18 protein-coding genes are annotated in these 18,259 nt (G+C 42.4%); 8 read left to right on the forward strand and 10 right to left on the reverse strand.

Features of this window, described 5'->3' with window-relative positions:
• Positions 1-9: 9 nt before the first annotated feature.
• From B4K11_RS06995 to B4K11_RS07015, 5 genes are all read right to left on the reverse strand, one after another.
• Positions 10-1,341 carry an IS4 family transposase gene (locus tag B4K11_RS06995; RefSeq protein WP_292959304.1) on the reverse strand — a complete coding sequence of 444 codons (1,332 nt, stop codon included), beginning with the start codon at positions 1,339-1,341 and terminating at the stop codon, positions 10-12.
• Positions 1,342-1,449: 108 nt separating this feature from the next.
• Positions 1,450-2,139: a rhombosortase gene (gene rrtA, locus B4K11_RS07000; protein WP_292955745.1), complete on the reverse strand. Its 690-nt coding sequence runs from the start codon at positions 2,137-2,139 to the stop codon at positions 1,450-1,452.
• Between the two features lie 59 nt (positions 2,140-2,198).
• Positions 2,199-4,652, reverse strand: coding sequence for a VIT and vWA domain-containing protein (locus B4K11_RS07005; protein ID WP_292959305.1), 2,454 nt, complete (start codon positions 4,650-4,652; stop codon positions 2,199-2,201).
• A 239-nt stretch (positions 4,653-4,891) separates the two neighbouring features.
• Positions 4,892-5,560, reverse strand: coding sequence for a response regulator (locus B4K11_RS07010; protein WP_292953814.1), 669 nt, complete (start codon positions 5,558-5,560; stop codon positions 4,892-4,894).
• Positions 5,561-5,695: 135 nt separating this feature from the next.
• Positions 5,696-6,277 (reverse strand): rhodanese-like domain-containing protein, encoded by a 582-nt coding sequence (locus tag B4K11_RS07015; protein ID WP_292953817.1) that lies wholly within the window; start codon positions 6,275-6,277, stop codon positions 5,696-5,698.
• Between the two features lie 250 nt (positions 6,278-6,527).
• On the opposite strand from B4K11_RS07015, the gene B4K11_RS07020 reads away from it, so the two are divergent.
• Genes B4K11_RS07020 through B4K11_RS07035 form a run of 4 tightly spaced genes read left to right on the forward strand, consistent with a single transcriptional unit; the run spans position 6,528 to position 10,058 of the window.
• Positions 6,528-7,412, forward strand: a complete 885-nt coding sequence (locus B4K11_RS07020) for an ABC transporter substrate-binding protein (RefSeq protein ID WP_292953820.1) — start codon at positions 6,528-6,530, stop codon at positions 7,410-7,412.
• Entirely contained in the window at positions 7,409-8,170 is a 762-nt protein-coding gene (locus tag B4K11_RS07025) for an ABC transporter permease (protein WP_292953823.1), read from the forward strand. Before B4K11_RS07020 ends, B4K11_RS07025 begins: the two co-directional genes overlap by 4 nt.
• Entirely contained in the window at positions 8,163-8,843 is a 681-nt protein-coding gene (locus B4K11_RS07030; protein ID WP_292953826.1) for an ABC transporter ATP-binding protein, read from the forward strand. The genes B4K11_RS07025 and B4K11_RS07030 overlap by 8 nt, the downstream gene beginning before the upstream one ends.
• A gap of 36 nt (positions 8,844-8,879) precedes the next feature.
• Positions 8,880-10,058 (forward strand): MFS transporter, encoded by a 1,179-nt coding sequence (locus B4K11_RS07035; RefSeq protein WP_292953829.1) that lies wholly within the window; start codon positions 8,880-8,882, stop codon positions 10,056-10,058.
• Positions 10,059-10,083: 25 nt separating this feature from the next.
• Here B4K11_RS07035 and B4K11_RS07040 read toward each other — a convergent pair whose 3' ends face one another.
• The 4 genes from B4K11_RS07040 to B4K11_RS07055 form a co-directional block, all read right to left on the reverse strand.
• Positions 10,084-10,869 (reverse strand): ABC transporter permease, encoded by a 786-nt coding sequence (locus tag B4K11_RS07040; RefSeq protein WP_292953832.1) that lies wholly within the window; start codon positions 10,867-10,869, stop codon positions 10,084-10,086.
• Entirely contained in the window at positions 10,866-11,606 is a 741-nt protein-coding gene (locus tag B4K11_RS07045) for an ABC transporter ATP-binding protein (protein WP_292953835.1), read from the reverse strand. The genes B4K11_RS07040 and B4K11_RS07045 overlap by 4 nt, the downstream gene beginning before the upstream one ends.
• A 63-nt stretch (positions 11,607-11,669) precedes the next feature.
• On the reverse strand, positions 11,670-12,641 hold the full coding sequence (locus B4K11_RS07050; RefSeq protein WP_292953838.1) for a YVTN family beta-propeller repeat protein: 972 nt from the start codon (positions 12,639-12,641) through the stop codon (positions 11,670-11,672).
• 22 nt (positions 12,642-12,663) lie between these two features.
• Entirely contained in the window at positions 12,664-13,827 is a 1,164-nt protein-coding gene (locus B4K11_RS07055; RefSeq protein ID WP_292953841.1) for an ABC transporter substrate-binding protein, read from the reverse strand.
• A 344-nt stretch (positions 13,828-14,171) separates the two neighbouring features.
• Here B4K11_RS07055 and B4K11_RS07060 point away from each other — a divergent pair, with 344 nt between their 5' ends.
• The 4 genes from B4K11_RS07060 to B4K11_RS07075 all read left to right on the forward strand — a co-directional run bounded on the left by B4K11_RS07060 (position 14,172) and on the right by B4K11_RS07075 (position 17,509).
• On the forward strand, positions 14,172-14,609 hold the full coding sequence (locus tag B4K11_RS07060; protein WP_292953844.1) for a copper-binding protein: 438 nt from the start codon (positions 14,172-14,174) through the stop codon (positions 14,607-14,609).
• 148 nt (positions 14,610-14,757) lie between these two features.
• A complete protein-coding gene (locus B4K11_RS07065) occupies positions 14,758-15,393 on the forward strand; it encodes a response regulator transcription factor (RefSeq protein ID WP_292953847.1) in 636 nt (211 codons plus the stop codon).
• 110 nt (positions 15,394-15,503) lie between these two features.
• Positions 15,504-16,868: a sensor histidine kinase gene (locus B4K11_RS07070; RefSeq protein WP_292959306.1), complete on the forward strand. Its 1,365-nt coding sequence runs from the start codon at positions 15,504-15,506 to the stop codon at positions 16,866-16,868.
• Positions 16,865-17,509 (forward strand): response regulator, encoded by a 645-nt coding sequence (locus B4K11_RS07075; protein WP_292953853.1) that lies wholly within the window; start codon positions 16,865-16,867, stop codon positions 17,507-17,509. The genes B4K11_RS07070 and B4K11_RS07075 overlap by 4 nt, the downstream gene beginning before the upstream one ends.
• 84 nt (positions 17,510-17,593) lie before the next feature.
• Here B4K11_RS07075 and B4K11_RS07080 read toward each other — a convergent pair whose 3' ends face one another.
• Positions 17,594-18,232 (reverse strand): pentapeptide repeat-containing protein, encoded by a 639-nt coding sequence (locus tag B4K11_RS07080; protein ID WP_292953856.1) that lies wholly within the window; start codon positions 18,230-18,232, stop codon positions 17,594-17,596.
• Between the last annotated feature and the right edge of the window lie 27 nt (positions 18,233-18,259).

Genomic DNA, 18,259 nt, shown 5'->3' on the forward strand with positions numbered 1-18,259 from the left:
CAATGCTGTTCACTTAAGCGGTGCGGCGCGTCGATTTACTGGATATCGGGTTTTACTCATCTTCACCGTCCTGGGCCTTGAGGGTCTGGGACGGTAATTCACACAAAGCTCTCCAATACCTGACCTAAGATGGGCTAAGCGAGTGCCTGTTTTTGACACAGGATGTGCTTGAGCCATCACAATGAGTTGACTCGCGATATAGCAGCAAGCAGCTTTAAAGCTCATCTCACCAGGCGTTTTCTGATAAGCAATAGCCGCCTGTCCTGCCTCTCGGCGCACGACATTATATGCAAGCAATAAGCTCCAAACCTCCTGATAGATCAAGTCGACCTTTTTGCTACGTAGTGTCAGAGCATTGTGATTCATGGAACTTTTAATATCTCTGAAGCCCAACTCTATCTCCCATCTCTCATGGTATAACTCCGCCACCCTTTCGGTATCATATTGTGCGTAAGGCAATGAGGTATAAACGGTTTTCTCCACACCGTTGATGTCATAGGTCACTGCGCGAACGTCCCAGCTTTCGGGCAGACTCGGGTTACGTTTTCTTGCTTGAGCCGAAACCTTCATGCGAAGTAGCTTGTCGTGTGTGTTGTAACTCTCAACCTCCTCATAAACCAAGCCTTTACGTGCGGGAATCAACCAATGACGGTTATCTCCATGAATACCAATATTGAGTAAAAGATCCGCACCCCAAAAACCTTTGTCTAGCAACGTGACTGAATGATCTGGAATACGAGAGATAAAACTCTCTGCCATTCGTATTTCACCTTTACGGTAGGGGCTTATTTGAGCATCCAACATGATATGGGAGCGCGTATTCATGAGCCCAACTAAGCGCATCACAGGATACGGTGTTTTCCGATTAGTTGAGGTATTACCCGAGCCAAAATGCTCGCGTAACTCGGGCGTATCAGGGGTCCGAAACAGCGCACCATCAACCGCTAATACCTGCAACCCATTCCAATCATCATCGGGATATCGTTCTCGTCCCCAGTGTGAACCTGTTTTGCGAAATAGCCATTCAAGTGGTTGCGGCCCTAAGCGTTGGCGAGCTGTGGATATACCGCTTTTTGCCAGCAGGCTTTCATTAGCTAAGCCTTGTGCGCAGATGTTTAATCGCCGCGCCACATCAGACATAGGCTCATCCCTGAAGAGCGACATACCCAGCACCAACCAAAGCACTTGATCGGTCGGTAATCGTCTTCTGCGAATGGTGGCACTTTGAGTCAGGGTCAGGGCAGATTCAACCCATTCAACGGGAATATTCTGAGAGAAGGTGCTTTGATCTGAAAATTGATGAAGATCGTCAATATCGAGCAAGGTTTGGTGCAAAGGCATAAAAAAATCCAGCAGCCTGAATGGTTGCTGGATTTTAACTAATCATGCTGTTTTTTTCTTAAGTGAACAGCATTGCACTTTTTAGTGGCTTTTTTTGTGCTTCCTATTTTAGTTCTCTGTTCGAACAGCCTCTCTGGGGTATTCAATTAGAGCAATAAAGAGGCTCCCAGCCAGTATGCCTAATAGGTGTGCTGGGAAAAATAGAGTCCAGCCCTGAGATACAAAAGTGGCTTCTTGCGCGACGATCTCTATAAATGTTTTTGCTATGACCATCATAAGAGGCAATGCACCTAACAAGCCTCTATGCTCTTTATACCAGAGCCAACCCGCTAAGATCACAACAGTATAAAGAATGCCTGATAAACCACTGTATTGTGCAATCTCCGACCACGGGGAGAGTAGATAGCCATTTAATATCAAGATACTGCAAAGTAGGGCGATTTTGAAATACTTCACTCCTTTTCTTTCGACATAACAGCCACAGACTAAAAATGTGATTAGATCCCAAAATAGATGACTGTTGGAGCTGTGAACGATATGTCCCGTTAGCAATCGCCAGTATTGATGATCCTCAATAATGGCTCTGTAATCAAAACACAGTGATTGCAGTAGAGGGAATAGATTATCTATAGCGCCTATCACTAGGGCGATACAACCGACAGATAAAGATACCCAAGGCGTTGTTGTGCCACAGTGTTTAGCAATGCCACGACTACCGCCCCCAAGGGCGGTAGTCGTGGATAGGTTTAATCGACAGTTAGGCATGTGAGTCACCTGTAGGTTAACGTCAGTTTTCATCTGATGTCGCTCATGCTTAAAGCGAGTTTTGTTTGGTGCTTTTTTAAAAGCTTTGCTATTTATTTTTTAAAGCGATGTAGCTGCACCAGTGCAATCGCTGCGGCTATGAAGATTACTAGCCAGGGTGATACGGCACCACCACCTGAACCCGAACGGCTTGGCTGGACAGACGCACGCTGCTGGCTTTGTACTGGCTGGCTCGCTGCTGAATTGTTAGGCCTTTGTTTAGAAGAAGAGTGTTTAGAAGAAGAGTGTTTAGAGGAAGAGTGTTGTGAGGACGAAGGCTGAGCAGTTGATTGATCAACAAACATAGGTTTCTTTTGATCAACTCTATGCTGTTGAGATTGAATTGTGTTGTTTAAACGAAGTTCACGTGCTGTGTTTTCTTTAACCGTACGAGCCTTGTTTGTGCGCTGAATGTTAAGCGCTTTGAAAACCTCTTCACGAACAACCAGCATAGATGTGTAATCTGTCACAAGCCCGTACTCGACTGCTGTATCAACAATAGCTTGTTCGCTGTCTTTATCACTGCCTAAGTAGTCCAATTGGGCTTGTAACTCTTCTATCGCCGTGAATGCCCAAAGGCGTTCAAGTTCGGGATGATGTGATGCCTGTTCCGGTAGATTAAAACGTGTCATGTAAGTTTTCTTCTCTCCGTTGATAGTTCCTGTCAATTTTACGCTGGCTTCTCCAGCTTTATAGTAGTGGCCCAGAACAGTTAACTGTTGGCCGTGATAAAGCGTGTTCGATAAAGCGGGTGTTACAAGATCCTTGCTTCGTACGCCATCGACTTCAATGGTTACGTTACGCATGGCTGCATGGCTCATTTTTCCTTTGGCTAGCATTAACTGACCGCTAATATCATCAGCATTCGATATAGACATCGCAAAACCATTTGAAAGTTCAGTCATTCCCTCAAGTAGAGGACGGTTAGCGCTATTGCCCATTATGAAGGTGAATAAACGCACATCACGATTTTCAAGTAATTTAAGAAACTTTGACTTCTCAGTTGTACCGACATTAGCAACGCCGTCGGTGACTAGAACAACCGCAGTGCTTCGATCGCTATCTAGTTGATTAATACCATTCTTAAGGCCTGCATAAAGGTTAGTGCCCTTATTGGGTGTAACCTGATCAAGTTTCTGGATAATGCGATTCACATTGTTTTGATCTGCTGGAAGGTAGCCCTTGGTGAAGTTACTGGCTTGATCATTAAACAGAACCACTTTAAATCGATCTTGAGGGTTTAAATCACTTAAGCCTTGACGAACACCTTCAACCAGAGTGGAGAACTTACCCTGCATCGAACCAGAGATATCTAGAATGAAAACCCAATCACGCCCTTGTGTTAATGGCGGTAGATCTGTACCGGGTGTTAGGGTGAGTTTGTATGTGCCCTTAGAGTCATTTGATTCTTTATAAGCAATCATATCGACACTGGCTGGTAAATTTGGCGCATGCCTCCAATAGAGCAAAATGTCCTGATCGAGGCGCGTTACTGTTGTAGGGGCTTTTGTAGGTACAGCAGAGAACGATTCTGAGGTGACCGCTTGGGTTTGAGATTCAGAGCTATCAGTGGATGTCAGTTCACGCACACCTAATGGCAATGGAGCTACATTATCAGCAACATGGTTGTGATTTTGGCTTTCATGAGTGACCGTTATATCAATCGGCTGATCAGCTATTGCCGCTTTTAGAGCTCTTTGGTTTATGGATGTATCGTTTATTGAGTTAGTGTGATTGTTTGATGAGCTATTCATCTGTTTAGCAGAATTGATAAGACTCGCTTGCCACTCATGAGCGCCTGTTTGCTGTAATGAGGCGTTTGGGTGTTTAGGCATACGTAATCCATCTACTGGATAGCTGGTGCGTAGTTTAACGTTAAAAGAGAACTGCTCTTCTACTGTTTCGTTACGATCCCAAAAACTAAGCGCTTCCTGATCAACACCGCCATCTTCAAGCGGATAGACATAACGGCCAATGCCTGTATCTGTCTGTGTATTTTGCAGGTAGACCAGCCTGATTTTTACATCTTGATTGGCTTTGACAGGGAAGACTGAGATATCGAAGGTTTTATAACTGTCTTTTTCCACTAGCGCGGTTTCACGGCCTTGCTGTTTTTCTTGTTCATAGATCTGTCTGGCTTGTTTCTTTTCAACCACCTCACCTGTGACGGGCATACCATCGATCCAATAACTGAACTCTCCTACCGCTGCTTTGGCTGGAACTGGAAACGAATAAATTGCCTCTAGGTCTTGGGGGTTAGGGTTATGGAAAATCTGTTCTACTGTGGTGGTAGCGTACATGTCTTCGATAACAACATTAACGTGGTGCTCCTTAATACTGAGTTCTGAATAAGTAGAGTTACTAGGTTTTAGCAAACCTGCGGCTTCAACCGCAGGAGAATCTAGCAGCATCACCCCTAAACCAATACTAAGGCTGACGCCTAGAAAATGTTTGTAGCCGGAACTCTTTGGTTTTGGGTTTAAAGTTGTTTCATGTGAATTATTCATCACTGGCTCCTCGTGTAATCAGTGACTTCGAGGGTGATGGTTTTGACTGTTTTTAGTTACTATTTTTAGATAAGTGACGATGAGAGGGGCTTTAAGTATTGTATTTTAATACCTCAGTGTTTTGGCCTAGTTGATTAAAGCTACGGATCAAAGTGTGTATTAAGAAGTAGGGGCTTTCTTAGGGCGAAAAAAAACCGCTTATTAAAGCGGTTTTTTTTAAGAGGCAGTTCTACATCTGTTTAGCGTTTTAGGTACTCATTGAAGTCGATGTTACCGGCAGATAGAACGGCTTGAATTCGATTATGTACACCAAGCTTTCTCAAAATAGCTGAAACATGTGCTTTTACTGTCGTTTCTGCAATATTTAGGTTGTATGCAATCTGCTTGTTTGATTCGCCTTTAGACATACGTTCTAAAACAAGTAGCTGACGGCGTGTTAAAGATGAAAGAAGTTCCGGAGGGATCTGATTATCATCTTTACGCTGCATTCTTCTATTATCAGGCTGACTTGCTCGAATAATATCAGAAGGAAGGTAAACATTACCCGCAAGGATCTGCTTAAGAGCATCAGACATCTGCTCTCGAGGTGATGATTTAGTGATGAAACCTACAGCACCGTATGTAATAGCTTGTAGAACAATCTGTTTGTCTTCTTCTGCTGAAACAATGACGACCGGCACGGTAGGGAGATCGTTTCTTAATGTAATCAGGCCATTAAGGCCGTTCATCCCAGGCATATTTAGATCAAGTAAAATTAGGTCCAGCTCTTCTTCTTTTTGTGCAATCTCCAAAGCGCTATCTAAATCTTCTGTTTCAAGTGTTTGACATCCCTCGAAGCTGTTTTCGATAACATTACTAATGGCTTCGCGAAAAAGAGGGTGGTCATCTGCGATCAGGATCTTGTACACAATGTATCTCCAATCTCGTTATATTTATTATAAACACTATAAATAAGAGTCTTAACTCGTCCTGAGGTATCTTATCCCTAACATTAACGCTTACGCGCTAGTTATTACAGTAACTTTTAACGCTATTTTAATAAATTAGTTATTCTCTGCCTTAAATGGCACGGGCTGAGCAGTTACAGTGTCTAAATCATGCTCAATCCAGCCATCAGAACCGTTCCGATACCAATATAAGTTGGTGTAGCCCCAGGAAGACGCACGTTTTAGTGCATTCCAAGACATCCAGCAGTCGGCTCTACAATAAATGACTAATGGGTGCTCTTTGTTGCCTTTTGTTATGTTGACTAAATTTGAACGGAAATACTCTTCCCATGCAGGTTCAAGTTCGCCCAGACCGACATTTGGAGTCCATATACTCCCAGGAATATGTAGCCTGGGCTCTTTCTGAATGAAAACACGATTCCACTGAATGGGCTGTACATCCAAAAGAAGAACTTGGTCATCACGCTGAAGCAATTCAAGAAGTTCTTGAGTTGTCAGTGTAACTGCGTGCTCACTACTTTTAGGTGTTGGACTGCGGTATCGAACAAGTCGATAGCCATCAATGCTGAATAGCTCAAAGTTGTCTTCAGAGTCGTCAATATCTGCATACGCTGGTAGGCTGAATGCTCCTATTAGAGAAAGCAGAATAAGACATTTCTTGAGTAATATAATGATCACTTTCCCATCAACCTTTTAATGTCCCTATTACAACCTGCTAAAGTTGGGGTCAAAATTCTACCATCGATTAAAAAAACAGGTACGAAAGTATCATTTTGAGTCGTGAAGGGTAAGCATATGTTGGTATCTAGTTTTTTACATGCCATTAATAGCAGTTAGTAGGGCTCTTATGCGACCTTTCTTACCTTTGTTTTGTTCTTTGATCTTTTCCTTAATTTCGACCTCCTTGCTAGCAAAGGAGCTGCCATCATTGCGTATAACAGTTATTGCTTCTGGAACCGTTAATTGGGAATTACAACATATAAAAGATAATAAACTAGATCATAAATTTGGTTATGATCTAGTTATAAATAAAGTGGCAAGCTTGCCTGCTGCTCGAATTGCTATCACAGCAGGAAACGCTGATCTTATTGTTTCTGATTGGTTGTGGGCATCTGATAGAAATTCCAAAGGTGAAAATCTTCGCTTTATTCCATTCTCTAGGCAGATTGGGTCGGTTATCGCTGGAACAAGCAGTGAATTAAGAAGCTTTTCTGATCTCAAGGGGAAAAGAATAGGGATCGCAGGTGGGCCACTTAATAAGGGCTGGGTTTTGATCCGCGCAGCAGCGATGAATGATGGCGTAAATTTAGAGAAAGACGCTGAGATACAATTCGGTGCGCCGCCACTGTTGAATCAAGCAATGAAAAGCGGCCGCTTAGATATGTTAGTTACTTTTTGGCATTATGGCGCTCGTTTAGAAGCTGAGGGTTACAAAAAGTTATATAGCTTGAGTGATTTAATGAAAGGCTTAGGTCTTGAAAGTGATGTGCCAATGTTAGGTTATCTTTATGATGCTAAATTTGGTGATCAGAATAGTGAGTTAATTAGTGGTTTCTATTCTTCCATCAACGCTGCTAAATCTGAACTTCTTGAAAATGACAGTGCTTGGCAAGCGCTTAAGCCTATTATGAAGGCTGAAAATCAAGCCATCTATAGTGCGCTCATTAACGGTTACCGCGAGGGCATTCCAAGCAAGTTAAATGCACAGCAGATTGATGATGCCGTGCGTTTTTATGAAATAATTGATCGCCTGAAACCTTTCCCCGTGGGTGATTCACTCAATCCAGAGCTTTTTTATAAGGCTAATCAATGAATACCGGTCGTTTGTTGGATCAGGTCCTAGCGATTTTTGCTCTTGTCGTGCTGTGGTGGCTTGTTTCAGTACTTGTCTCAAGTCCCTTATTACCGACTCCTGCAGAGGTTGGTTTTGCTCTTAATAAAGAGTGGCAGCAGGACCGCCTTATGGAAAGTCTTGGTGTAACTTTACAACGAGTTGCGATTAGCTTTGTTTTCGCAATGCTGATCGGTGGAATCATCGGCGTGTTGATGGGGCGATACAAACTGTTAAATCGCGTTCTGGATCCGATACTCGTAATTTTGCTAAATATCCCTGCTTTAGTGGTCATCATTCTGCTATACATCTGGTTTGGCTTAATTGAAGTTGCAGCGGTTGCTGCGGTCATTATCAATAAACTACCCAATGTGGCTGTTACCTTAAGAGAAGGTGGAAGGATGTTTGATCATGAGCTTGAAGAGCTTGCGGTTATGTATCGCTTTACCTTTAAGCAAAAACTCTGTGATGTATGGTGGCCCCAGCTCTTTCCCTACATCATGATTGCTACACGCAGTGGTTTGGCTTTAATTTGGAAAATTGTACTGGTAGTAGAACTATTAGGGCGTTCTGATGGGGTGGGTTTTCAACTTCACTTAGCGTTTCAGGTGTTTGATGTTGCCACCATTTTAGCTTACAGCATTGCTTTTATCTCAGTTGTTCAGTTTATTGAATGGTTTATTCTTCAGCCCTTAGATCGCAGGGCATCACGCTGGCAGAAGGGTAGCAGCAGTGTTTAAATTTAGCGTTAACGGACAAATACTTTCTGGCAGGCAAGTTCTATCTGCTCTGGATGTTACGGTTAAGACGGGTGAGACTCACTGTCTACTTGGCCCATCAGGGAGTGGTAAAACTACTTTATTAAACTTGATGGCTGGGTTACAGAAGCAAAATAGTCAGCCCTATTCTGAGGGTAAAGATTCTGCTGATACTTTGTGGGGTCCAGCAAAACCTGACATTGGCTATCTCTTTCAGCAGCCTCGTTTGCTGCCTTGGCGCACAGTTTTACAAAACCTTTTGTTAGTCGAACCGGATAAACATATTGTTATCGACTTTTTGAAAGAGGTCAGGCTGGAGGAGTATGTTAATTATTACCCATCTGAAATTTCACTTGGAATGGCGCGACGTATAGCGCTTGTTCGCTGTTTGTTATTAAAACCTGATTTGGTTTTGATGGATGAACCGCTTACTTCGCTCGACCTTCCAACTGCACGAGAGATGAGAGGGCTGATCAAGCGTCTTATATGCGACGACCCGACACGTAGCATGATTTACGTAACTCATGATCTAGATGAAGTACTCGAGCTGGGTGATAGCGTCTCTATCATTGGTGGTTCTCCGTCCAAAATCATCTACGAAAATTCAGTTGAAGATGTTTCTCGCCAAGAGTTAGAGGATTTGCTTGAACATTAGTCATATTCTTAGACTGGATCTGTTAATGTCGAGTATATGAATACACGCCCTTGGTACATCTTACCCGCTATCGTAATGGCCCAGTTACTGGGAACTTCAACTTGGTTTGCTGGTAATGCTATATTGCCTGCGCTACAGGAGCAGTGGTTGTTACCCAGCTCTGCTGTAGCGGGGTTAACTAACTCCATACAGCTTGGTTTTATAGTGGGTGCTCTACTATTTGGCCTTATGGCACTTTCTGATCGAATCTCCCCCAGAATACTGTTTTTTATCTGTGCGTCAGGTACAGCGTTGTTTAATTTGCTTATTGCATTTTGGGGCAGTGATTTAGCAAGTCTATTGTTTTTACGATTTTGCGGAGGTTTGATGCTCGCAGGCGTTTATCCTGTGGGGATGAAAATCGCAACTGGATGGTATCCTGAAGGTCTCGGATTAGCGCTGGGCTATCTTGTAGGGGCGCTAGCGCTCGGAACTTCATCAGGTCATCTATTTGCTTCATTTCAATTTGAAAATTGGCATTTTGTTATTTATATGACCAGCGCCTGTGCATTAATAGGTGGATTGATAGTTTTCTTTGGGGTTCCTGATGGCCCAGCGCTTCATAAGGGAGCACCATTACGATTTAGAGATATGCTAAAGGCTTTTAAGCATAAACCCCTTCGTGCTTCTGCTGGTGGCTATTTCGGACATATGTGGGAGTTATACGCGGTATTAGCCTTAGCGCCTCTATGGCTGTCGGCCTGGCAAGATTTGACACATGTTGAATTCAATATCTCCTTATGGTCATTCTATATTATTGCTATGGGGGGATTAGGCTGTGTCATCGGTGGTTATGCGTCTCTTTTGTTTGGGAGTCGCAAGGTCGCAAGCTTCATGTTGTGCTGTTCTGGGGTCTGCTGTCTGCTATCACCGTTAATATTTAACTTCTCTTTTATCTGGGTGATTTTATTTTGGACTGTTTGGGGGATAACGGTTGTGGCTGATTCGCCTCAGTTCTCTGCACTAAGCGCGCAAACGGCACCTAAGGAAGTGATAGGTAGTGCCTTAACAATGATTACAGCAATAGGGTTTACTATTACGATGGTCGCAACACAGTTAACAGCGATGTTACTAGCAGTGGTGCCTGTTGAATGGGTTATGTTGTTATTGGCGCCTGGGCCGGTATTGGGATTGCTCAGCTTATATAAGCTTAAAAAAATACAGCCCGATCTTTGACCGGGCTGATAGTTGATCGTCTCTTTTACTTGGCTGATTTTTGTGGATTAAAGCCTGTTACTGCAAGCCCCGCAAATAACAGTGTTGCGCCGGCTGTAATCATTAACGAGTTAACATCTAATTTTACATATAGAGCGTGACGCACAAGCTCTACAGCATAAGTAAATGGATTAGCCATACAGATCCAATAGAGCCATTCGCTTGCTTCCTGCATCTTCCAAAGCGGATACAATGCTGACGATAGGAAAAACATTGGGAAAATGACAAAGTTCATAACTCCCGCGAAGTTTTCTAGCTGTTTGATTCGAGTTGATAGAAACAACCCTAATGAGCTAAGCAACAGTGCGACGAGCATCAGTGCTGGAAGTACAGTTATGTAACCTAGCAGAGGCGGCTCAACTTCTACCAATAGTGCGATTAACAAGAATGCGTAAACTTGTGTTAATGAGATCAACGCTGTTGAAACCATTTTACATAAGAGTAAATAGGGGCGTGGTAAAGGGCTCATTAACAACACGCGCATGCTTCCCATTTCACGGTCATACACCATTGAAAGACTGCTTTGCATGCCATTAAATAGAAGAATCATGCAGCATAAGCCAGGTGCAATATAGGTTTCATATGTAATATATGTCTCATAAGGTTCTATGATCGCTATACCTAGTGCTGCACGAAAACCTGCGGCAAAGACAATCAGCCAGAGAAGAGGGCGCACAAGGGCGCTAAGGAATCTAGAGCGCTGTTGTACAAAACGTAAGAATTCACGAACTAAAATGCCTTTAAAGCAATACCAGCCTGCCGTAAGGTTCATTTTGTACCTCCAAAAGAATCGCTATCTGTAAGCTGGTGGAAAGCATCAGTAAGGTTGTTTTCGCCTGATTGGTCAAGCATGACTGACGCTTTATCGTCTAAAAGAACCTCGCCTTTATGCAGCAGTACAACAGGATCATCAAGATCGATCTCTTCCATTAGATGTGTTGCCCAAAGAACAGTAAGGTTATCGGTTTTACATAATTGGCGAACATGTGTATTCAGCGAACGTCTGGTTTGAGGGTCAAGACCTACAGTGGGCTCATCAAGTAGTAAAATATCCGGATTGTGCAGGAGTGCGCGTGCAATCTCTACACGTCGACGGTGACCACCGTTAAGCCCTCTAACCTTTTCATTTGCTCTAGATTGCATCTCCATTCGCTCAAGTTCTGCGTCAATTCTTTTAGTAGCGGTACTTGTAGGAATACCATGTAACGATGCGTGATAAAGAAGGTTCTGCTTAACGGTAAGATCTAAATCTAAGGTACTTTGTTGGAAGACAACACCTATGCGTTTCATCGCACTAGCCGGTTGTTTTTTTATGCTTTGGTCATCAATTTGAATGTTCCCGCCTTGAAGTTCATATAAGCGAGTTAGTAAGGCGAATAGGGTTGATTTACCCGCACCATTTGGACCAAGAAGCGCATGAAACTTACCTTTCTCTAATTGAAATTCTACATCTTTAAGCGCAAGTTTAGGCCCATAACTAAAACTAAGTGACTCGGCTGTAATTGTCATTTTTATTCTCTAAAAGGAAAGGCCTCTATATAGAGGCCTTAGATATGACTAGGGTTTAAAGCGTTAAGGCTTAACGATAATACCCCAAGGGTAGCGTCCAACCTTAATACTTTTAATCGCTTTCATTTTGCTTACGTCAATCACGGATACATCACCACTGATACCGTTGGTGGTCAATAGGCGACTTTGATCACCATTGAATGCCATATGCCATACTCTTCGACCTACAAGTATATAGTCTTCTACCTCATAGGTTTTAGCGTTAACCACTGCGACATGGTTTGAAGGGCCTAAAGCAACAAATGCATAGCGACCATCATCTGATAGCTTGACACCTACAGGCTGAATTTTGTCTCTATGGACACCCTTTATCTCGAAATTAATTTTTTCGACAATTTGACGTTTTTCTGTATCTATAACCGATACTGTGCCACCAATTTCAGAGCTTGCCCAAAGTACTTTACTGTCTTTGCTGAATTCCACATGGCGCGGACGTTGGTCAACAAGTGTGTTGTCAATTAATTCATAGGTGGTTGTATCAATCCAGTGAACCATGTTGGTTGTCTCACTGGTGTTGACAGCGATTTTACCGTTTGGACTAACAGCCATGCCTTCAGGTTCAACCCCTACGTCAATTTGAGCAAGAACATCGCTTGTTTCTGTATCTACGATTGTTACAAGTGCATCATCTTCATTTGAGATATAGAGGTGTCTGTCATTAGGGTGTAGTGCGAACTGCTCTGGGTCTTCACCTGATGGCAACTCGCTAATTATCTGGTGAGTCTTAACGTCCATTACTTGAACGGTGTCAGAATCAGATGCGCAGATGTATAGCTTTGTATAATCTTTAGAAAAGATGATGCCGCGAGGGCGCTCACCCACATTTAGTGTTTCAGTAACCTCCATAGAATCCAGATCGATGACAGAAATAGTGTCATCCTTTTCATTAGAAACATAAACTGTTTCAGCATATAAAGATGTGGCTGCTAAAGTGCTGCAAATAGCCAGTGTTGTCAGTGTTTTTTTAAAATTCATAATTTTTCCAATGGTTAGCGACTTACTTGCAATCTACTTCTGCACGGTCGAAGCCTAAAGTATCAAGTTCATTTTTAGGATGCAGAAAGCCTTCCTGCGGAGATTGAGAAACCAAAGAGCGAGGATGGATCACTGGGATAGGTTGTCTTAGCTGCCCATTCCACTCTCTGTAATTTAATTTACGGCCTTTAAAAGCCGCTAGTTCGAACTGGTCCGATCTGATGTAGTCCCTGATATTAATAGCATCACTCTTATTTGTACGGGTGACTGCCTCAGCAACGCTTCGTACTGCCGCCCATGCAGCATAGTCCTTGTCATTCATCCAGCGGCTAGATAACTTATCAAAGCGGCTTTGTAGCTGTGCAGCACCATATTGCTCTACGACACGGTGCCAAGCTACCGGTGAAAGCCCTTGCGTGCCAATTACGGGGCGCGGAAGCCAAGTGTTATATAATACATATTCACCAAAGTCACCGCGTTCATCGGCAACAAATACAGCATCGTAACCTTTATGTTGAGTAAATAAAGGCATCTCTCTTTGTGCTGTACGGCGTAAATCAGTATCAAAGCTCCAGTTTTTCTCTTTTACAATTGATAAACCAAAGCGTTTAGCTGAGCGTTTAAAGGCATTGCTATAGGCGATGTCTTCAGGTTGCTCCCCAGTAATGACAAATATTTTCTGTAGTCGCTTCGCTTTAAGTAATTGCGCAAGAGCATCGTTCAACATTGCTCTACTGGCAGATGTGTGAAGCAGGTTAGGGCTGCAAAAGCTTTGTCTAAGGTCATCGTCTTGCGTCCCTGCATTAAAAAATAGAGCATCAGCAGGCAGGGCTTTGGTGATCTCTTTAAGGGTTTTAGCATCTGTGTTGAGAACGAAAAAACGGGTTCCCTCAGAATACTGTTGCTGTGCTTGCATCAATAACTGAGTTGCATCCGAGTGTGAATAATCTTTCAGATCGTATTTGTGCTTCAGGAAGCGTCCAGTTGTATTGCTGTCTTGGATGGCAAGCTTTGCGCCCTGAATACCGGCGTTCTCAGGTTCTGGGAGAATATTTGATAAGACGGGGCCTTTATCAATCTCTTGCTTAAGATAGCTTATGTTAACTTCTAGGTTTGCATATGCTTCGCTGCTGAGGAGCAAAGCCAGCGAGATCGCCAGAGTGTTCTTTTTTTTGTTTAAGCGCATAGGTATTAATGATTCGCTGTTATTATTTTAACCCCAGCATATGTGGGAATCCGTGAAGTCGGAATATGAAGAAAGTAGAAAACAATTACTACCTAAGTAGCATTCTTTTACCCAGTGCGACCTTTAGCATTAAGTCCATAAAAATTAAATCACCTTCGGAACCTACGAGCAAGTTCTAAACGGCTCTGTAATTGATAATTACCTATAATGCGTCATATTGTCTTGTTTCTGAGTCCTTATGAAGAGTTCGGGCTATTAAGTTACTTTTTCAAAATGAACAACTTATTACCAGAGTTAAAATTATCTGCTTTTATTGGGGTTTCCTTATATGCCAGAGGTTAAATATGAGTTTTGTTAAAACATTAGCAGTGAGTGCAATTGCATCGATTATGGCGGTTACAAGCGTAACCGCTGTTGCAAAGGGCGATCTGACTCGCCGTCCTGCGAAACTGCCTGATTTGGTATTGGGAACAGAGGACAACCGTTATCAGCTTTCACATAAAGACTATCAGCTAGAAACGGGTAAATCTTATAAGTTGAAGATAGTTTCAAGTGGTCAAACAGAATATGCATTAAAAGCTCCTGGCTTCTTCTCTTCAATTTTCTTACGTAAAATTGAAGCGGGCGATATGGAGATTAAAGCGACTAGCATTACTGAATTGGAATTTGAACAAGAAGGTGAGGCTGAGATTTATTTTGTTCCAATTAAGCCAGGTAACTTCGAGTTTTATGCTGAAGGCTTGGAAGAAAAAGGAATGGAAGGGACCTTCATGGTTAAATAGCTTCTTTGCTGTCAATCTCAAGCTTGTTACCCAGGCTTGAGATTTCCCTCTTTTTTTGTTCCCGACATTGTATTCACTGTATTCAAAAGATAACGCCTCTATTATTTCGTGATAGTATAGCTAGGCGCTTTTGCTTTATGGAGAATACATGAAAATCCTTATCACTGATGATCATTCTGTTGTACGTCAGGGCTATGCTAGCGTTCTTTCAACGGTTATTGACGATTGTGAAGTGCTTGAAGCCAGTGATAGCGATGAAGCATACAAGCAATTTTTAAGCGAATCCCCTGATCTTGTTATCATGGATATTAACCTTCCAGGGGTAAGTGGAATAGAAGCTGCGACGCGTATTCTTTCCTTAGACTCAACCGCAAAAATTCTATTTTTCAGCATGTATGATGAAGCGCCCGTAGTTAAGCAAGCGTTGGATGCTGGCGCTATGGGATATATCACAAAAACAGGATCACCTAAGGTGTTACTGGAAGCTGTTTCTAAAATAGCTGCGGGGGAAATTTTTATTGAGTATGAGCTTATTATGAAGCTTGCACTGAATAATCAGAACTTGTCTGATGGTGGCTTAAGGGATCTCACTCAGCGTGAGTTTGAGGTATTTATACTGTTGGCGCGTGGTAACAGTAATCAGGTAGTTGCTGAAACCCTTAATCTAAGCGTTAAGACAATCTCAAATTATGTCACGATAATTAAAAGTAAGTTGAACATATCTTCTACAGCGGAATTAGTTCACATCGCCGCTAATGCCGGCATTATTAAATTCATTACTTAAAGCGAATGAAGTTTTTTGCTTTGCTTCTTGGGTGAACTTCGGTACCTAAGTACAATAAAGTATACTCCTATGGAGGGGTACAGGCGCATCCCATAATCTCTGCATACTAGATGTCTGCATTATTAGATAATGATCTATGTGCAGATTTTTTTATTGCAGGTACATTAATGAACGCTGTTCTTCGTTTAAATCTAGTCGTCACTTTTGTTTTCATACTTGCTTTGTGTGTAACTCTATATGAGATGTTGCAGCAAGCGTCAAAAGATATAACAAGAGAAGTCTCTTCAGGGCTGACCTTTACACATCTTATTCTTAGCGCTGCAATTTCAGATCGAGAGCTTTTAGAGGAGGTTCTTGAGGGCGAAACTCGCCATGTAAAATTAACCATTCTGGATTCAAGAGAGTCCCCACTAATTAATTCGTCTGAAGAGGCATCATTGCTAAGTGAGGATGATGACATAACGTCAGAGTGGTTGGTTCAACTAATCCCAGATATCGAGCGTTTAGCAGATAAAGAGTATTTCAGGTATCTACCTGATGGAAGGGTTTTGAAGCTCACGGCTGATGTTCATGATGAGCTTGAAGAGGTATGGGAGTCTGTTGCGCTTGTCCTGATGCTGTTTTTAATGGGAGCGCTTCTTTCAAATATAGCTATCTATATCGGAGTTCGTCAGGGAATAAAGCCTATAACTGATTTTTTAAATGCGCTGAATCATATTGGGAAAGGTAATTTATCAGCTCGGCTTTCCGGATATTCCATAAAAGAAATCAATCTGTTATCTCAGTATTTTAATGTAATGGCTGAAGCGGTTGAGCTTGCGGAGGCTGACAATAAAAAGCTAACGCATGAGCTTCTTAATCTACGTGAATCTGAGCGCTCATACTTGGCTCGAGAACTACATGATGATCTTGGTCAGTACCTAACAGGTATAAAAGCACAAGCTTATTTAATAAAGGCTGCAGCGGATAAGCCAGAAATTATTGAAAAAGTAGGTGGGCAAATAGCCAGTAATTGCGATGCTATGCAGGTTAGCTTTAGGCAGCTAATTCACGATTTACATCCAGTCATTCTAGAGCAGTTAGGTTTCATTGAGGCGATAAAAGCGCTGATTGATACATGGCAACAGACTCATTCAATCAATGTTACATCCTCATTTATTGATGAAATGCCTGTAATGACCGATGAGCATAATACGCACTTATATAGAATCGTCCAGGAATCACTTAATAACGTTGCTCAGCACGCAGATGCGAGCAATGTTGATGTCACTTTAGCTATTGATAACTCAGAACTTGTCTTGTCTATACATGACGACGGGCGATGGAGCGAATCAAATACTACGAATGCAGGCATGGGGTTGCGCTCAATGAAAGAGCGCGCCCATTGTATGAATGGGAATTTCCAATTTACACATTCCGAAGCGGAAGGTACTACGGTAGTTCTTAGGATCCCGATCTTAAAGGAAGTTACATGAAAATTATTATTGCAGATGACCACGCCGTTGTAAGGCAGGGCTATGGGAGCTTGCTTTCGACAATGTTGGCACCTTGTGAGGTGATAGAGGCGGGAGATGGTGATCAGGCATATAGCCTTTGTCAGACTGAAACCCCGGACGTTGTTATCATGGATGTAAATATGCAAGGGATTAGCGGGATAGAGTCTACTCGACGTATTATGCAACGTAATCCAAACATCAATATTTTGTTTTTTAGTATGTATGATGAAATCCCTGTTGTCAGAAGGGCGATGGACGCCGGGGCTAAAGGTTATATTACTAAAAGCTGCACTCCTGATATTCTGATCGAAGCCGTCACAAAAGTTGCTTCAGGTAAGCTTTATGTAGAGCATGAACTTGCAATGAAAATTGCTGTAAACCGTCCAGAGCAAAAGGATCAGCGATTTAAGGATATGACTCAAAGAGAGTTTGAGGTGTTTGTAATGCTTGCTGAAGGTAAAAATATTAAGGAGATATCTGAGCAGCTGTGTATCAGTGCGAAAACTATCTCTAATTACACGGCGATTCTTAAAAGCAAGCTAGATGTTGTATCTACGGCTGAACTTGTTCATTTAGCAATAGAATCAGGACTCATCAAGGTAGGCGGGGAACTCGATTAGTTTTTTTTGCCGGTTTAAATAACTATAAAGGGGCATAATTCAGCCCCTTTTTTAGTCGCAGTGCGTTTGCTCCAAGAAGTTGTATTATCTGGCCCAATTAAATGGGCAGTCAGTACATCCATCCATATAAGTTGCTTGAAATGATGCGTAATGCTTCCTTACGCCAGTAAAAATAGCATTTTCCAGTGTCGCGCCATTCAGTTTTGCTTCTTGTAAATTAGCGTTCTTTAGATTTGCCCCTACCAGTTTTGCTTTTGTCATCCATGCCATTTCAAGGTTTGCTGCTTGTAGATTTGCATTATTAAATGTAGCGCCACTTAAACGTGAAAACTCGAGGTTTGCTCCAGCAAGGTTGGCGCTGGTAAAGTTCGCGCCTTGCGCAAATAATGCCCAGCCTTTAACTGATTCTAAATTTGCATTTGAAAGGTTGGCGCCTCTAGCCGTCGCGTGCCTTAAATCAGCACGTGCTAGGTTGGCATTTGCTAGGTTGGCTTTTTCAAGGTTCGTGTTTTTTAAAAGGCTGTGGCGTAGATTGGCGCCAGTTAGATTGGCCTTAGTTAGATCAGCCCCACTTAAGTCAATGTTACTTAAATCTGCACCTGATAAGTCAGCATTAGGGCATTGCGCGAATGGTTCGATAACGCATCCATTAATTGTTAATTTATCTTCGGCTAAAGAAGGGGTCGTAACTAATATTGTGCTTAAAATAATTGCTTTATACATATGTCATGCCCGAAAAGCCCCCTTAGC

Source organism: Neptuniibacter sp. UBA6509 (assembly GCA_002435145.1).
In the GTDB taxonomy this organism is placed as follows: Bacteria; Pseudomonadota; Gammaproteobacteria; order Pseudomonadales; family Balneatricaceae; genus Neptuniibacter.

Bases quoted from the DNA above. Each gene is read 5' to 3' on its own strand.
- B4K11_RS07050 (WP_292953838.1), bottom strand. From the start codon at position 12,641: ATGAATTTTAAAAAAACACTGACAACACTGGCTATTTGCAGCACTTTA.
- B4K11_RS07025 (WP_292953823.1), top strand. From the start codon at position 7,409: ATGAATACCGGTCGTTTGTTGGATCAGGTCCTAGCGATTTTTGCTCTT.
- B4K11_RS06995 (WP_292959304.1), bottom strand. From the start codon at position 1,341: ATGCCTTTGCACCAAACCTTGCTCGATATTGACGATCTTCATCAATTT.
- B4K11_RS07035 (WP_292953829.1), top strand. From the start codon at position 8,880: ATGAATACACGCCCTTGGTACATCTTACCCGCTATCGTAATGGCCCAG.
- B4K11_RS07065 (WP_292953847.1), top strand. From the start codon at position 14,758: ATGAAAATCCTTATCACTGATGATCATTCTGTTGTACGTCAGGGCTAT.
- B4K11_RS07045 (WP_292953835.1), bottom strand. From the start codon at position 11,606: ATGACAATTACAGCCGAGTCACTTAGTTTTAGTTATGGGCCTAAACTT.
- B4K11_RS07080 (WP_292953856.1), bottom strand. From the start codon at position 18,232: ATGTATAAAGCAATTATTTTAAGCACAATATTAGTTACGACCCCTTCT.
- B4K11_RS07075 (WP_292953853.1), top strand. From the start codon at position 16,865: ATGAAAATTATTATTGCAGATGACCACGCCGTTGTAAGGCAGGGCTAT.
- B4K11_RS07005 (WP_292959305.1), bottom strand. From the start codon at position 4,652: ATGAATAATTCACATGAAACAACTTTAAACCCAAAACCAAAGAGTTCC.
- B4K11_RS07055 (WP_292953841.1), bottom strand. From the start codon at position 13,827: ATGCGCTTAAACAAAAAAAAGAACACTCTGGCGATCTCGCTGGCTTTG.
- rrtA (WP_292955745.1), bottom strand. From the start codon at position 2,139: ATGAAAACTGACGTTAACCTACAGGTGACTCACATGCCTAACTGTCGA.
- B4K11_RS07070 (WP_292959306.1), top strand. From the start codon at position 15,504: ATGTCTGCATTATTAGATAATGATCTATGTGCAGATTTTTTTATTGCA.
- B4K11_RS07060 (WP_292953844.1), top strand. From the start codon at position 14,172: ATGAGTTTTGTTAAAACATTAGCAGTGAGTGCAATTGCATCGATTATG.
- B4K11_RS07040 (WP_292953832.1), bottom strand. From the start codon at position 10,869: ATGAACCTTACGGCAGGCTGGTATTGCTTTAAAGGCATTTTAGTTCGT.